The sequence below is a fragment of the Paenibacillus jepli genome, assembly GCF_047238105.1.
In the GTDB taxonomy this organism is placed as follows: Bacteria; Bacillota; Bacilli; order Paenibacillales; family Paenibacillaceae; genus Paenibacillus_D.
In genome coordinates, this window is sequence record NZ_JBDFMD010000001.1 from 3,048,138 (window position 1) to 3,063,026 (window position 14,889).

At 58.5% G+C, this 14,889-nt stretch carries 12 protein-coding genes; 1 reads left to right on the forward strand and 11 read right to left on the reverse strand.

The window, feature by feature from the left end; genetic code table 11:
- Window positions 1-213 precede the first annotated feature (213 nt).
- The 8 genes from ABC336_RS13430 to ABC336_RS13465 all read right to left on the reverse strand — a co-directional run bounded on the left by ABC336_RS13430 (window position 214) and on the right by ABC336_RS13465 (window position 9,214).
- Window positions 214-1,527 carry a 6-phospho-beta-glucosidase gene (locus ABC336_RS13430; RefSeq protein ID WP_413239119.1) on the reverse strand — a complete coding sequence of 438 codons (1,314 nt, stop codon included), beginning with the start codon at window positions 1,525-1,527 and terminating at the stop codon, window positions 214-216.
- A complete protein-coding gene (locus tag ABC336_RS13435; protein WP_413239120.1) occupies window positions 1,524-2,507 on the reverse strand; it encodes an N-acetylglucosamine kinase in 984 nt (327 codons plus the stop codon). Before ABC336_RS13435 ends, ABC336_RS13430 begins: the two co-directional genes overlap by 4 nt.
- Window positions 2,508-2,818: 311 nt before the next feature.
- Window positions 2,819-4,465 carry an extracellular solute-binding protein gene (locus ABC336_RS13440; RefSeq protein WP_413239121.1) on the reverse strand — a complete coding sequence of 549 codons (1,647 nt, stop codon included), beginning with the start codon at window positions 4,463-4,465 and terminating at the stop codon, window positions 2,819-2,821.
- A gap of 82 nt (window positions 4,466-4,547) precedes the next feature.
- Complete coding sequence (locus tag ABC336_RS13445; RefSeq protein ID WP_413239122.1) at window positions 4,548-5,441, reverse strand: carbohydrate ABC transporter permease; 894 nt, start codon at window positions 5,439-5,441, stop codon at window positions 4,548-4,550.
- A gap of 23 nt (window positions 5,442-5,464) precedes the next feature.
- Window positions 5,465-6,385 carry an ABC transporter permease gene (locus ABC336_RS13450; protein ID WP_413239123.1) on the reverse strand — a complete coding sequence of 307 codons (921 nt, stop codon included), beginning with the start codon at window positions 6,383-6,385 and terminating at the stop codon, window positions 5,465-5,467.
- 581 nt (window positions 6,386-6,966) lie between these two features.
- Entirely contained in the window at window positions 6,967-7,833 is an 867-nt protein-coding gene (locus ABC336_RS13455) for an AraC family transcriptional regulator (protein WP_413239124.1), read from the reverse strand.
- Between the two features lie 77 nt (window positions 7,834-7,910).
- On the reverse strand, window positions 7,911-8,582 hold the full coding sequence (locus ABC336_RS13460; RefSeq protein ID WP_413239125.1) for an MBL fold metallo-hydrolase: 672 nt from the start codon (window positions 8,580-8,582) through the stop codon (window positions 7,911-7,913).
- Window positions 8,579-9,214 carry a TetR/AcrR family transcriptional regulator gene (locus ABC336_RS13465; protein ID WP_413239126.1) on the reverse strand — a complete coding sequence of 212 codons (636 nt, stop codon included), beginning with the start codon at window positions 9,212-9,214 and terminating at the stop codon, window positions 8,579-8,581. Before ABC336_RS13465 ends, ABC336_RS13460 begins: the two co-directional genes overlap by 4 nt.
- Before the next feature lie 202 nt (window positions 9,215-9,416).
- Between ABC336_RS13465 and ABC336_RS13470 the strand changes: the two genes are divergently transcribed.
- The gene (locus ABC336_RS13470) at window positions 9,417-10,298 is read left to right on the forward strand and encodes an SDR family oxidoreductase (RefSeq protein ID WP_413239127.1); all 882 of its coding nucleotides are present in this window, start codon (window positions 9,417-9,419) and stop codon (window positions 10,296-10,298) included.
- A 6-nt stretch (window positions 10,299-10,304) separates the two neighbouring features.
- Here the strand turns inward: ABC336_RS13470 and ABC336_RS13475 are convergent, their stop codons facing one another.
- The 3 genes from ABC336_RS13475 to ABC336_RS13485 all read right to left on the reverse strand — a co-directional run bounded on the left by ABC336_RS13475 (window position 10,305) and on the right by ABC336_RS13485 (window position 14,832).
- Window positions 10,305-11,111 carry a VOC family protein gene (locus ABC336_RS13475; protein WP_413239128.1) on the reverse strand — a complete coding sequence of 269 codons (807 nt, stop codon included), beginning with the start codon at window positions 11,109-11,111 and terminating at the stop codon, window positions 10,305-10,307.
- 241 nt (window positions 11,112-11,352) lie between these two features.
- The gene (locus ABC336_RS13480) at window positions 11,353-13,356 is read right to left on the reverse strand and encodes a beta-galactosidase (protein WP_413239129.1); all 2,004 of its coding nucleotides are present in this window, start codon (window positions 13,354-13,356) and stop codon (window positions 11,353-11,355) included.
- 174 nt (window positions 13,357-13,530) lie between these two features.
- Window positions 13,531-14,832 carry an ABC transporter substrate-binding protein gene (locus ABC336_RS13485; RefSeq protein WP_413239130.1) on the reverse strand — a complete coding sequence of 434 codons (1,302 nt, stop codon included), beginning with the start codon at window positions 14,830-14,832 and terminating at the stop codon, window positions 13,531-13,533.
- Window positions 14,833-14,889: the final 57 nt, after the last annotated feature.

The following is a 14,889-nucleotide window of genomic DNA, read 5'->3' on the forward strand; positions in this document are numbered from 1 at the left end:
CCATGATTAGCGTCACCATAGCTCATCCATGTTCCGCCAATTCCTCCTATTAATTGTATGCGGGCTTGTGAGACTTGTAAACTATAAAGATACCAGTATTTTCATAACTGCTGGGGGCGCGGTTCCGGGGTTCGCGGGGCTGTGAATGCTAACCCAACAAAAATAAGCCTTCCCCAGCCCAAAGGCCAAGGGAAGACTCACAAAACAGACCAATCAAGCCTGCGCAGCAGCGAAAAACTGCGGCAGGTACGCCTTGCTGCGCTCCAGCATCTCATCCAGCATCTGCTCAGCCGCGCCGACAGAGTGCGTCAGCGGATGGTGCGCCAGCGCCAGCAGCGCCTTCTGGCGGTCGCCGGTGACCGCGGCCTCGATGGCCAGCGATTCATAGGTCTTGACCTGGCGGATCAACCCCTTCACCGCTTCCGGCACCACAGCCGGCCGCTGCGGGATCGGCCCCTGCGACGTAACCTTGCAATTGACCTCGATGCTCGCATCGTCCGGCAGGAAGTCCAACATGCCGTTGTTGGCAACATTGAGCGTCTGGATATCGCCGGTGTCGTTGTACAGCGAGTGCATCAGACGCACCGCCGCCTCCGAGTAGAAAGCCCCGCCCCGCTGCTCGAGCTGTTTGGGCTTCTCCTTCAGATTCGGATCCTTGTAGAGCTCGAACAGCTCATCCTCCAGCCGCTGTACCGTCTGTGCACGGGACTCGCCCTTGGCCAGAGCGGCCTGCTGCTCTTCCAGCGTCTCCCGGTGCAGGTAGAAGTACTTAAGATAGTAGGATGGGATCGCTCCGAGGCCCTGCAGCAGCGTCCCATTCCAGGCGAACTGCGGCACATTGGCGGCAGAGTAACCGCCGCGGTTGTCCAGCAGCTCCGGCAGCTTGGACTCGCCTTCGACGCGGATGTCGCTGATCCAGTGCAGATGGTTCAGACCGACAAACTCGCAATGGATGCTGGACTCCGGCACCTCATACAACTTGGACAGCCACTTGTAAGCCGCGATCGGCGAGTTGCACAGACCGACGGAACGGATCTTCGAGTGCTTCTGGATCGCTTCGGTCACCATGCCAGCAGGGTTGGTAAAGTTGAGCAGCCACGCCTCCGGGCACAGCTCCTCCATCTCCCGGCATAGCTCCAGCAACACCGGGATCGTCCGGAGCGCCTTCAGCATGCCGCCTGCTCCGGTCGTCTCCTGGCCGATCATCCCGTACTTCAGAGGGATCGATTCGTCCCAGCCGCGCGCCTCCAAGAGACCGACGCGCATCTGTGTCGTCACGAAGTCCGCCCCGGGCAGCGCCCCCCGTCGGTCCATCGTAAGCTCCACGGACATCGGCAGCCCGGACGCCGCGACCATACGCTGCGCAAGCTTGCCGACCGTCTCCAGCTTTTCCCGTCCCGCCTCGATATCGACCAGAACCAGCTGCCCTACCGGGAAGCTATCATAATGACTGATTAAGCCTTCAATTAATTCCGGGGTATAGGATGAGCCGCCCCCGATGACGACGATTTTCAAAGGTTGTGTCATAACGTTGTCGCCTCCTTAATTGTTAGTTGACGCTCCAGTTGCTCATAGACCCCCGTCTCTACAAACACGCCCGCGCGTTCCATGGCCATGAGCAACGCCCCTGCCGCCGGCTCCATATGCAGCACCTTCAGCTTGGCCCGCGGCGCGTGCCCTGCCAGATCCTGCTCCAACTGCCCCTGCAATACCGGGCTGCGCCCCCGGGTGAGGATGCTGCCTACCAGCACCACGTCGAACGCATCCTCGGCCATGTTCAACTTGCGAATCACCGCTCCTGCGGCCAAAGCCAGCTCGCTCGCCTGCCGGCGGAGGATCCGCTGGGCTGCCACATCCTCGGCTTCGACCTCGAAGAGTGCCTGCGCCAGATTGCGAGGCACCCGCCTGCCGTGGTCGAGATAGGCGTGATACATCTCCTCCACCGATGGATACCCGAGGATCCGCAGCGTCGGTGCGGTCAGCAGCGTCGGTTGCTCCCTTCCTTCCCAAGCGCGGATAACGGAGCGGAATACCTCAATCGCCAGATCGCTGCCGCCCCCAAAGTCGCCGTACATGTAGCCAAAGCCGCCGCACTGGTACCCTTCGCCAGCCCGGTTGACGCCGAAGCTGTTCGTGCCGCTGCCGCAGATCAGCACGACCCCGTCCGGCTGCCGGGTCCCGGCGCGCAGGCCGATATCGGTGTCGCATACGACGCCATGCCGCTCGAAGCCCAGCGATGCGACCATCGGCCGCAGGATCCGGTAGTCGGCCTCGCGGTCCGCCCCGGCCAGCCCGAAGAGCGCATAGGCGATATCCTCATGCGTCAAGCCTGCCGTCTGCAGCGCTCCCCGCGCAGCGGCGTCGATGTTGACGCGCGCCTGCTCGGGACCGAGCTGGTGATTGCCGCAGCCAGCCGCGCCCATGCCCACTATCAGTCCTGTTTCGTCCGCGACATAGGCCAGCGTCTTGCTGCCCCCGCCATCTACGCCCATATAATAAGTTGTCACGCTCTATCACGTCCCATGCTAGTTAAATGTACTATCAGAGCTTGTTCGAAAAGCCCGCTTTTGACCACGAAGCACTCGAACTACAGCTCTCTTACCGACGCAATGTCATTCTACATCCTCCGGGCCTCTTCGCTCTACGCGAATCCACGCGAAAACTGACACAATCTTACGATTTGTGACGATTGCTCTAACATGGTAGGCGTGATAAAAAAACAAGCCCCCACCGGCCCCGCCGGGGAAGGCTTGTCATCCGGGTGTGCGAGCCCGGGCCCACTGCTCTGGCCGCCAGCACACCCGCGTCCATTACCCTGCTACTCAAGCTTGCTCTTGTTCTCCTGCCAACGCTCGGTTTTATAAGCCAGCAGCTGCGCATAGTTGGCCTTCTGCGCATCTTCCTCCGCTTTGTCGAGGATCGCAATGACCTCCTCGTCGCTCTTGGCGTTGAGTATTGCCTGCGCCCGTGCCTTCTCATAGATCTCGAAGACATTCTGGGAGATGATCCCCTCATTGGAATCGCCGGCAGGATCCAGATTGACGTACTCAGTCGTGTTGAATTGCGTCTTCCAGGTAATCTCCGACTGCCAATAAGTCTCCCAGCTCCGGTCCTCCGGCGGCAGCGTCGACTCGAACTTCATCTTGGAGTTGTCGATGTAGACCGTGTTGCCGTTCCACTGGAAGTTGACTGTGGCATTCATCAGCTCGTCGCGTCCCTTGTGATCGGATGTGAAGGCTTCCGTGAACAGCGGCGCGCCCTCTTCGTCGGTGCCCTCCCAATAGATCCCTTCCGGACCCCAGAAAATAATGCGCTGTCCCTCAGGACCGGTCAGCCAGTCCAGGAAGGCGAAGACGGCTTCCGGATTGTCCGCAGACTTGGTAATAACGCTGACGTTCCAGCCCAGCTGCTTGTAGTCGCCCGGATAGATCCGGTCCTTGTCGAGCCCCTGCTTGTGGATCGGCCAGACCATGATGTAGCCGGCGTCCGGATCCTCCGCACTCAGGAGCGAGTGACCCATGGCGCCGAACTCGGTCGGCGAGGAGGCGACATAGACGGCCACTTGCCCATTGAGCACCTTCTGCTCTACCTGCTCCAGCTTCTGCGTGAACGCATCCTGCGTGATCAGGCCTTCACGGTACAGCTTGCTGTTGTACTGCATCGCCTCGCGGTAGACCGGATCGGTGAAGATCGAGGTGAACTCGTCGCCATCAGGCACGGCCATCATCGTATTGAAGATATAAGGACGGTCTTCTCCGAACGCCGTACTCAGGATATCCAGCCCCGCACCGCTCTGTCCGACCTCGAGAGGGACGACGTTCGGATAGCTTGCTTTGACCAGCTTGAGATACTCATACAGGTCGTCAGTCGTCTCCAGCGGCGGCTGACCGAGCTCTTCATAGATTTTTTTGTTGACCAGGTAGCCCGCGTTGCCGTTGGGCTGCGTCGTATACCAGTTCGGGAACTGATACAGCTTGCCGTCGGGGGAGCGCAGCATGTCCAGTGTCGAGTCGCCGGCCCACTCCTTCAGGTTCGGATATTTGTCCAGGTAGTCGTCGAAGGCCACGAGCATGCCCTCGGCGCGCAGCTTCTCCACATCCGGCCCCCGCTCCATCCAGATGACATCCGGCAGCGACGACGAGACGATCATCGTGCTGAGCTTCTGGCTCGCATTGCCGCCCGAGCTGACCGGCGTCACATTGACCTTCATGTTGTCCTGGATCCATTTGGTCGACAGGTCGCCGCCCCAGGTCGGCATGGTGTACCAGTCATAGTGTCCATAGAAGGAGAATTCGAGCGGCTCCTGTCCCAGCTCATATACGGCCGAGACCTCTCTCTCTCCGTTATTGCCGTCCTGCGCCCCCTCCGCCGGAGCGCCGCCGCTGTTGTCCGAACAACCGGCCAGCAGGATGGGCACCATCAGTACCGTCATCCACCATTTCCCCGCCAAGCTGCGTGTCTTCATTCCTTACCACTCCCTTCATGATTGCCATGCTATGGTCCAAGCGCCAGGCGCTCCATACCCGATTTCCCTTGTGCAGCCGCCCCTATTCCTTCAGGGAACCGATCAGCACGCCCTTGACAAAATACTTCTGCACGAACGGATAGACGCACAGGATCGGCACGGTCGCCACCATCATCGTCGCCATCGACAGCGACTTGCTCGTAACGGAGCGCATCTGACTCAGCCGCCCCTGAGCAGCCGAGTCCAGCTGGGACATCTGCTCGCTCATAATATTGGAGTTCAGAATCTGCTGCAGCTTGGTCTGGATCGGCAGCAGATCGACGTTGGTAATATAGATACTGGGTGCGAACCAGTCGTTCCAGTGAAAGACTGCCGTGAACAGCGAGAGCGTCGCCACGACCGGCCCCGACAGCGGCAGGACGATGCGCATGAGCACGCCCCAGTTGGAGCAGCCATCGATCCGCGCCGACTCCTCCAGCCCGCCGGGGATGCCCTGGAAGAATGTCCGGAAGATGATCATATTCCACACGCTGATCAGACCGGGGATGACCATGACCCAGAACGTATCCAGCAGCTGCAGCTCGCGGATGAGCAGATAGGTCGGGATCAGACCGCCGCTGAAGTACATCGTGACGATACAGATGATCATGTAATATTTGCGCCCCATCAGCTCGCGCTTGGTCATCCCGTAAGCGAAGATAGCCGTCGCCATGATCGACAGCAGCGTGCCGATCGCCGTCCGCAGGACCGAGATCATGAAGCCGTTCATGAGCCGCTCGTCCCGGAAGACGACCGCATAGTTCTCCAGGGTGAACTGCCGCGGCCAGAAGGTGATGCCGCCGAGGGCGGTATCCCTGCCGCTGTTAAACGAGATTACCGCCGCGTTCCAGAATGGATATAACGCCGTAAACCCCAGTACTCCCAACACGACATAGATCGTGACTACAAGCGCCCGGTCACCTGCCCCAACCCTCACCCGCGCCCCGCCTCCCTTCATGTCTACCATAAGCTGTTGCCTGACCGGCGCGCGGCGTAGTTGGCTGCTGCCAAGAGCCCCACGCTGATCACGGCCTTGAACAGGCCAGCTGCCGTCGCGTAAGAATATCTGGCATTCTGGATTCCGATCCGGTAGACGTACGTATCGATGACGTCGCTGACATCTCTCAGCACAGGATTGGCCCCCAGCAGCAGGATGTCTTCGAAGCCGGCATTGAGCAGATTGCCGATGGCCAGGATCGAGAAGATGATGATGACCGGCATGATGCACGGGATCGTGATCGAGAACATCTGCCGCAGCCGGCTCGCGCCGTCCATCTCGGCTGCCTCGTACAGCTGGGGATTGACCCCTGCGATGGCGGCGAGGTAGACGATCGAGGAGAAGCCGATCTCCTTCCACAGCCCGGTGCCGACGAGGATCGCCCAGAAGTACTCGGGGATCGACAGGAAGTTGACCGGCTGATCGATCAGATTCAGCTGCTGCAGCAGGATGTTGAGACTGCCGTTGTCCGTGGACAGCATCGAGATGACGAAGCCCGAGACGATGACCCAGGATAGGAAATGCGGCAGATAGCTGATCGTCTGGATGAGCCGCTTGAATGCCCGGTGCTTCACTTCGTTGAGCATCAAGGCCAGGATGATCGGCGCCGGGAAGCCGACGATGAGCTTGAGCAGGCTGATGACCAGGGTGTTGCGCATGATCGTCCAGAATTCCGGAGACTCGAAGAACATCTGGAAATGCTTGAACCCCACCCACGGACTGCCGCTGAAGCCGCGGAACAGACTGTAGTCCTGAAAGGACATCAACACCCCGTACATCGGAATGTAATGGAAGACCAGGATAAAGAGCAGCGCCGGCACGACCATCAATTGAACATCCCATTGCCGGATCAGCCGCAGCCATCCTCCGCCTTTGGTGCGCATATAAATCCCCCTTTGTCGTGACTCTCTCTTGTGAAATTCCATTGAATTTATGTGAGCGTTTATTCCATTCTACACTCTAAAATTGGGCGTTTTCTACGCGAATCCAAGTGATTACTGACACAATCTTACTGTTTTTCATGTTTTCTTTACATTGGCGAAAATATAAAACCCTTTCATTTTTCACTTATGTAATAATATCTAACATTAATTTAGAGCTAAATTCGCTTCTTCTTACGTACATGATACCCCGTGGGACGCACACAAAGAGGCTGTCCGCAAGGTTCACTACCTCTTGCAGACAGCCTCATATTCATCATATTCCCTATTATTATGTAGCTTGTTTCATAAGAAAAGAAAGCCAGCCTATTTCCGTGGGTTGCCATACAAACTCACTTCTTGAGAATAGTAATGAAAATGATTATGTGAAAGCACCATAGCATTCTTAAGTTCGTTATCGATACTCCGACTCCGTATCGCAGAATCGCTCAGTAAAACTAGATTTAAGAGCTTTTGATTTAGTCTTACCTACACGAATGAAGGAGTTGAGCATATCTTTGGCGTTGTATTTCATTATGCCCCCCCTATGTCTGCCGCGTCCGATAGTCCATCGGCGTCACGCCGAGATGCTTCTTGAACAGGCGGTTGAAGTTGGAGAGACTCGTGAACCCGCACTCCAGCGCCACCTCGGAGATCTTCATCGTCGTCGTATCCAGCAGCCCCAGTGCCCGCTCGATGCGCAGCACAATCAGGTAGCTGAGCGGCGGCATGTCCACGGCCTGACGGAAGATGTCGCTGAACCGGGAAGGACTGAGAAAGGCAAGCGCAGCGAGTTCCTCCAGCGTCCAGGGAGAGGCGCAATCCTCTTCCATCGCGCTGATCACCTTGCGGATCTTGAGCAGCTGGGCCGACCCCAGCGAAGCGCACGCTTCCTCGACACGCGGCAGCCGGAAATGCCGGTTCACATAGACCAGGAACTCCACCAGATGGGAAAGCACCATCACCCGGTAGCATTCACTGCGGTTATTGTTCTCCGATTGCATCCGCGCCAGCAGCGAACGCAGCTGCTCCATACCGGGATGACTTCGGTCCAGCAGGTTCGTAAAATGGATCCCCATCTCCTTGAACGGCGCCAGAATCTGCGGATCGGAGCGCATCATCCCGAGCAGCCAGGACAAGTCGAAGGTAATGACCTGCATCAGCAAAGCCTCTGTCTCATAAGCGCAGTGCAGATCATTGGAGTTGATCAGCAGGATATCGCCCTCGCGGAACTCATAGACCCGTCCGTTGATATTGTAGTAGCCCTGGCCGGACTTGATCAGATTGATCTCCAGGGCATCATGCCAATGCAGCTTCTGATAGGGCTTGGAGATGCCAGCGGTATCGCCGATGTAGATCGGGTATTGCTTGTCATAGACAATCTTCTCCCGTGGGATATCTTCTGCACGCATACTGGCCGCCCGTCCTTTCTCCCTGTAGATTGCACTTGTTGTTCAAAGTATAACCCATGCGCCTGCTGTCCGCGAGTTCAGTTCTCCCCGTAGCGGCTTAGATACTGATCGATCTGCTCGGCCGGATCCAGCACCTCATCCCCGTGGCAGATCTCCAGCCGGCGGGGCCGGAGGTGCCTGACAACCTCACCGCTCTCGACCGCCTCCGCCATGTCTGCGGTGAACATCGGCATCGGACGGCGCAGCTGCCCTCTCCGCGAGGTGAACAGATCCCCGGCCAGCAGTACGCTGTCCTCTTCGTGGAAGTAAGCGACATGGCCGGGTGCATGACCCGGCGTCCAATGCATGCTCAGGCTGCCGAGCGAGCCCTCTTCGCCGATCCCGCCCATCGGCAGCGTCTGGACGATGCCCGGCGCGATCATCTGCTGGGCTTTACTGCGGCGGGGGTACGGCTGGATGCCCTCCAGATAGCGAAGCTCGCGCTTGTGCGCGTATACCGGGACGGATGAAAAATCAAGAATACGCCGAAGTCCGCCTGCATGGTCCGAATGGCCATGGGTGAGCAGGATTCGCCGGAGCGGCCCCTTCTTGAGCTCCTGGATCTGCTTCAGGATATCTTTGGCCATCGATGCCATCCCAGTATCGATCAGGACGACACCCTGCTGCTCCACGACGACCCAGACCGTGATCGGGATGAACACCCACGTGCGCAGGCGCCAGATATGCTCGGAGATCTGTTCTGCCTTCATGAGACTCCCTCCCCGCTGCTGCGCGCCAGCAGTCCGGCCAGCACCACCTCCGTCGCCTCGGCGAAGGTGGGAGCCAAGCGGTCCATGATCGACTCCGTCGATTCTTCCGAATAGGCATACGTGCCGACGATCCCCTGGAGCATATAGTAATAGATCCGACTGTATGCGAGCAGCCGCTCCCCGCTCGGCGGTTCGGCGAAGCACCGCTTCAGCCCTTCCGAGAGCAGAGCGAACAGCTCATTGCGCAGCTTGTTCAGCGCAGACGCCGGCTCTTGCTCATCGACTCGCCCCGCCTTCACCATGAAGAACACCGTGTACATTGTCCTGTGCGAAAGGCAGAACCGGATCATCTCCATACTGATCCGATCCACTGCCTCTGTCGCCGACAGAAGGACGTCCTGCAAGACCGTCTGTACCCTCGACTTTATCTCCAGCAAAGCCGGCAGAGTAAGGGCCTGCAGCAGCGCTTCCTTGTCCTGAAAGTAAATATAGATGGTCGTATGCGAGCAGCCCGCCGTCTTGGCGATCTGCCGCATCGTCACCGCATCGTAGCCCTTCTCGTCAAACAATGCCCCCGCCGCCCGGATGATGCTCTGCTTGGTATCCTCCGAGCGCTGCTCCTGCTTATTCATCGTCAGCCATCCTCTCCTTCGGCCTAGCTTCGTAACCGTCGGTTACAATATAACCAACGGTTACACCCCTGTCAAGCGGCTCAACCCCCTTCGGACTGCCCGTGAGTGCCTTGGACTTCGAGCGCGGTACTCGCCTTGTATGCTTAACCCGAGATGGGTTATGGTAGTAAGGGAATGATTCTCTAATGAAAGGATGAGGAACATGTCAATCATCATCACCGGCGCTACCGGCCAGTTGGGGAGCAAAGTCATCGGACATCTGCTGAAGCAAGGCGTGCCTGCCGAGGAGATCGTAGCCATCGTGCGCAGCCCGGAGAAAGCCGCCCACCTTGCAGAGCTCGGACTGGAGCTGCGTTATGGGGACTATAACGATCGGTTTGTGCTGCAAACTGCATTTGCAGGCGCAGACAAGCTGTTGTTCATCCCCAGTCCGGATGCGCATGACGAGACGCTGCGGCTACTGCAGCATACGCATGTCGCCATGGCCGCCAGGGAGGCGAGCGTCCCCCATATCGTCTATTACGGCTATGCTTTCGCCGAGGACTCTAAGCTGCCGCTGGCGGCGACCCATCTGCTGACGGAAGGCATCCTCCGTTCGACCGGTATCCCTCATACCTTCCTGCGCAACCCGCTCTACGCCGATATCTTCCTGGATCCGCGCTCACTGCAGGCGGCAGCCCAATACGGCACACTCAAGTCCAATACAGGGGAGGGCCCCATCCACTCGCCGAGCCGCTATGATCTCGCCCGTGCAGGAGCGGCGGTGCTGACCGGGGAAGGCCATGAGAACAAAACCTACGAGCTGGTGCTCAGCCGGGCCTGGACCTGCCGCGAGCTGGCGGAAGCCCTCTCGAGCGCAGCCGGCAAGCCTGTCGCCTACGAGCCCATCTCCTACGAGGAGAATCAGGCCCTGCTCGTCCGGGCTGGCCTGCCGGAAGATGTGGCCGGGATGCTCTCAGGCATCAATGAGCACATCGCCTCCGGCGGATCTTCCCGCACAGGCCTGGACCTCGAGCAGCTGATCGGCGAGCCTACGCCGCTTGAGGAGCTGGTCCGCGAAGGTCTGGCGATGAAGACGTCCTGACCCGGATCATCCCTTCATCTGGGCGATGACGATCCGGTTGCCGTCCGGATCGAGCAGCGCGAACTCGGACAAATCGTCAAAGAAGTTGGGCCCGTCTGCCAATTCGCAACCCAGCTCCCGTGCGTATGCTAGCGCTGCTTCAAAGTCGTCCGTCTCCAGATAGAACAGCTCTGTGAACGACTCTTGGTTAACATGCCGGTTGCTGTCCAGCAGCAGCGAGGCGCCGCGGCTCACCGGCACGCTGTAGATCGTCTCCCCCGCCGGAGGCTCTGTCAGCTGCAATCCGAACAGTCCGCAGTACCAGCGTGCTGCCGCTGGCAAGTCCCGGACGTCCAGGAATACACCGCCGATCCGGGGCCGGATTGGACCGCCGCTGGCATCCGCCATATCTTCACTTGGTTGACCCGTCCAACAAGCCATCAGCACATTGCCTTCCGGGTCGCGGAAATTGCAGTAAGCCATCGACCCGTGATCTTCCACCCCGCCAATGAGCTCGGCTCCGGCATCCTGCAGCTGAAGAACGGCCTGTTCGATGCCGCGCGCCGGGAGCATCAATCTCGGCTGCTGCCACTCCTGCCAGTCCGGCTGCTGCCGGTTGTGACTGTCATTGTCCAGGATCAGGTGTGTGCCGGGTAGCTCCAGCCAGTATACCGGACCGCCATTCAACCGCTCCTCCAGAACCGGCAGACCAAGCAGCCGGCTGTACCACTCCGCTGATCGCCGCAGGTCGCTGACGTGGACGAATACGCCGGCGACCCGATTCTCCAGCGCAGCCTTTTGCGTAGGCTCGTTCGGAATTATGCCCATCTTCATCTCCAAATTAATCTCCTCCTCGTAACGTACATAAAGTTCGTTCTGGCGCTCTGACTTCGCATAGATGCACGAATATATATTCGCCTTTCTCCAGTGATTCCCTTCTACTTATTAATTGATAGCACAATCTCGACCTTTTCACACTCTACCGCACTATCCAAACCACAGCACTATCCGAACCACAAAAAAAGGACTGTGTCCCTTATAAGGTATACAGTCCCCAACACGACCACCCGTCCGATTACGATCCCTCTACCTTCACAATGTCCACCCCGTACGGTTCCAGCTGCAACACAGCTTCCCGCCGTTCACCGTACAATACGCTCGTATATTCAGCAGGCAGTCTCACCTCGCGCGGCTCGCGGCACAGGTTCATGACGAACAGATACGTCCCGCCCTCGCCGGTACGCTCCGCCACCTGTACGCCCTCCGGCAGATCGGGATAGCTGGCTATGCCTTGCTCGCCCGCGATCCGCAGCAGCAGTGACCGCAAGTAAGCTTCATCCGGATGCGTAGCTGCATAATAGGCGAGGCCCTCGCCATAGGCATTCACCGTCACAGCAGGCGTCCCGTCGTAGAAGTCGCCGGCGTACCGACTGATCGCCTCCGCTCCCTCCAGACGAAGAATATCGCACCATTGCGAGCAGCTGTAAGCCTGCCCTTCCTCATCGACGATCGTATGCACGTCATGGCCGATCGCATCATACTCTTCCACTACGATGCCGGTCAGCTCGGCCAGTCTGCCCGGGAGCAGCATCTGCACATGCTGGTTGTTCATCTCTTTGACGCCTGCCCGCATCGTCACCAGCACTGTTCCGCCTGCTCTCGCGAACTGTTCCAGCGATGCCGCCACCTGCTCGTCCATCAGGAAGAAGCCCGGCGCGATGACGATCCGGTAGCCGTCCAGCGGCTGCGTCCACTCGATGACGTCGCAGCCGATCCCCAGCTTGGTGAGCGCGCGGTGATAGTCCTTGATGTTCTCGTAATAGCTCATGCCCTCGGCCTGATGCTGGATACGCAGCGCCTCCAGCTGCTCGTGAGAGAACAGCATCGCCACCTGATGCTTCGGCTCAGTGCCTTGCAGCTGCTCCGAGAGACGGTTCACCTCGCCGCACAGCCGCTCGAACTCGGCGAAGCGACGGCCCGGCACGTTGCTCGGGTCGATCAGGCCATGCCAGAACTGCTCGGCGCCGACCGCCGCCGACCGCCAGCGGAAGTGGACGACCGTATCCGCCCCCTTGGCGATCGCTTGCCAGACGAACGCCCGGATAAAGCCCGGGTAAGGCGCCCGCCATGTAGCAAACCAAGCCCCCGGCGGGCCGCTCAGCTGCTCCATAATCCAGAAGTTGCGCCGCTTGACCCCCCGGGTCACATCGAGCGACAACGCGCCGCTGTATGGGCCGGTCGACTGCTTGTCCGGCGCAGTGTTGGGATAATAGTCGAAGGCGGCCAGATCGAGATCCTCGGCTACCCGGTACTGGTCCATCCGCTGCGGATAGGTATGGAAGTTATGTGTGATGAAGTGTCCAGGGCACTCGCGACGCAGAATCGCTACTTGCTCCCGCTGAAACTTGGCGATGGCGTCCCATTGAAATCTTGCAAAATCCTGCAGATAGGAAGGGTTGTTGAAGCGTGAGCCGCCATGAGGCGTCGTCAGCTGGCTCCATTCGCTGTATTCCCCGCTCCAGACGACCGTGCCCCATTCGCGGTTCACCGCTTCAAGCGTGCCGTACTTTGCCCGCACCCACTCCCGGAACGCGTCGCTGCACGCATCGCAGTGACAGTCATTCATCCCGAACTCATTGTCCGTCTGCCAGCCGATGACGACAGGGTGACCGGCATAGCGTCGCGCCAGCACCTCCGTGATGCGCTGTCCATAACTGCGGATCGATGCGCTGCTGTAGCAGCGGTGACCGCGCACGCCTGCATGATATGTACTGCCGTCAGCCCGGATCGGCAGGATATCGGGATGCTGCTCAGTCAGCCAGCGCGGCGGTGTTGCAGTGGGCGTACAGAGGACAACCTGCAAGCCATAGCGCGCGCACAGCTCTACGGCCTCGTCGAGCCACGCCCACTCATAGATGCCGGGCGCCGGCTCCATGCGGCTCCAGGCGAACTCCGCCATCCGGACTACCTTGACGCCGCTCTCACTCATCCGGCAGAAGTCGCCCTCCCACATCGACCGGTCCCATTGTTCAGGATAATAGACCACACCGATCTGCACTTGCTCTGCCTGCTTGCTCATGCTTGACCTCCTTCTGTTGCTCCATGCCAAAACTGCCTCTGCACCTCGCCCAGCCGGGCCAAGCACAGAAGCAGTTCCGTAAGGTATCGTTATTAATCCCAAGTGTAGCATACGAACCAGAGGCTCGCACGCCACACCTAAACAACACTGGATAACACTCAGTATAACTTGGTATTACTTCAATTTGTCCCAAGCGGCTTGCATGTTTTGGCTCCACGTCTGAACGTCAACACGTCCGGCCAAGAACTCCTGGATCGCGCTGCCGAACTCCTGCGCTACGCCGTCCGGGTATTTACCGGCATTGTGAGCGAAGATCTCGCCACGGTCGATGTACTCCTGCAGCGAAGTCGCCAGGGCGCCCATGTCCTCCGGTGTCGACTCGATCGTTGTGAGCGGCGGGATGAACATGAATTTCTTCACGATGTACTCTTGCCCAACTTCAGAAGTAACGAGCCAGTTGAGGAAGATCTTCGCTTCTTCTTTGGCATCGGATTCATTGTTGACGACCAGGTTCACCGGTACGCCGATAGTAACCTTGCCAGAGCGCTCGGCATCGTCGCTCAGCGCCATCGGCAGGAAGCCGATGTTCATGTCCGGCGTGATGCCGTCGATCATCGATTGCGCCCAGTTGCCGTTCTGCGTCATCGCGACTTCTCCGTTAGCAAACATGGATACAGCCGTATTGTAGTCAGTTGTCAGCGGGTTGCGGTTGCCGTACTCCAGCGTCAGCTCCATCAGCTTAGCCCAGTTGGCGAAGTGCTCGTTGCCCGCGATGGACTCGCTGCCGTCATTGAGACCTGCGATGAATGCATCGGTATCGTCCTGGTTGGCGAAGGCATTGCTGATGCCTTGGCTGCCCAGCAGCCACCATTCCTGATAAGCGTTGGCAAACGGTGTGATACCCGCTTCTTGAATCTTCTGCGCAGCTGATTCCAGCTCGGAGTACGTCATTGGCGGTGACTCGATGCCCACTTGCTCGAAGATATCTTTATTGTAGATATAGCCAAAGCCTTCGAGGTTAAGCGGCAGGCCATAGACTTTGTCGTCCTTCGTGATCGCTTCTGCTGCCAATGGCACCAGATCCGCTACCCAAGGCTGGTCGGAAAGATCTTCCAGGCGCTCTTCCCACAGGTCGAGTTTGGCATAGCCGTTATTGGAGAAAATATCAGGCGCATCGCCGGAAGCAAATTTGGTTTTCAGTGCTGCGTCGTAGTCAGCACCGCCGCCTACTGTCTGCACATCCAGCTTGATGTTCGGATATTCTTTTTCGAATTCGACTTTCAGCTCGTTAAGCCCTTCTACGATTTCCGTCTTGAATTGGAACAGCGTAACTGTCTTCTGCTCGCCGCCGGCGTTGCCGCCATTCGCGCCGCCAGTATTGCCGTCAGTTGCGTTGTTGCCGCCACCGCCGCAAGCGCCGAGGATCAGAGACATGGCCAGCACAGATGATGCGACAACCGTATACTTTTTGTTCATGTTTTGTTTCCCCCTACTTAGTAAAGTATAGTTCTTTATATTGGGAAGCGATAGGGC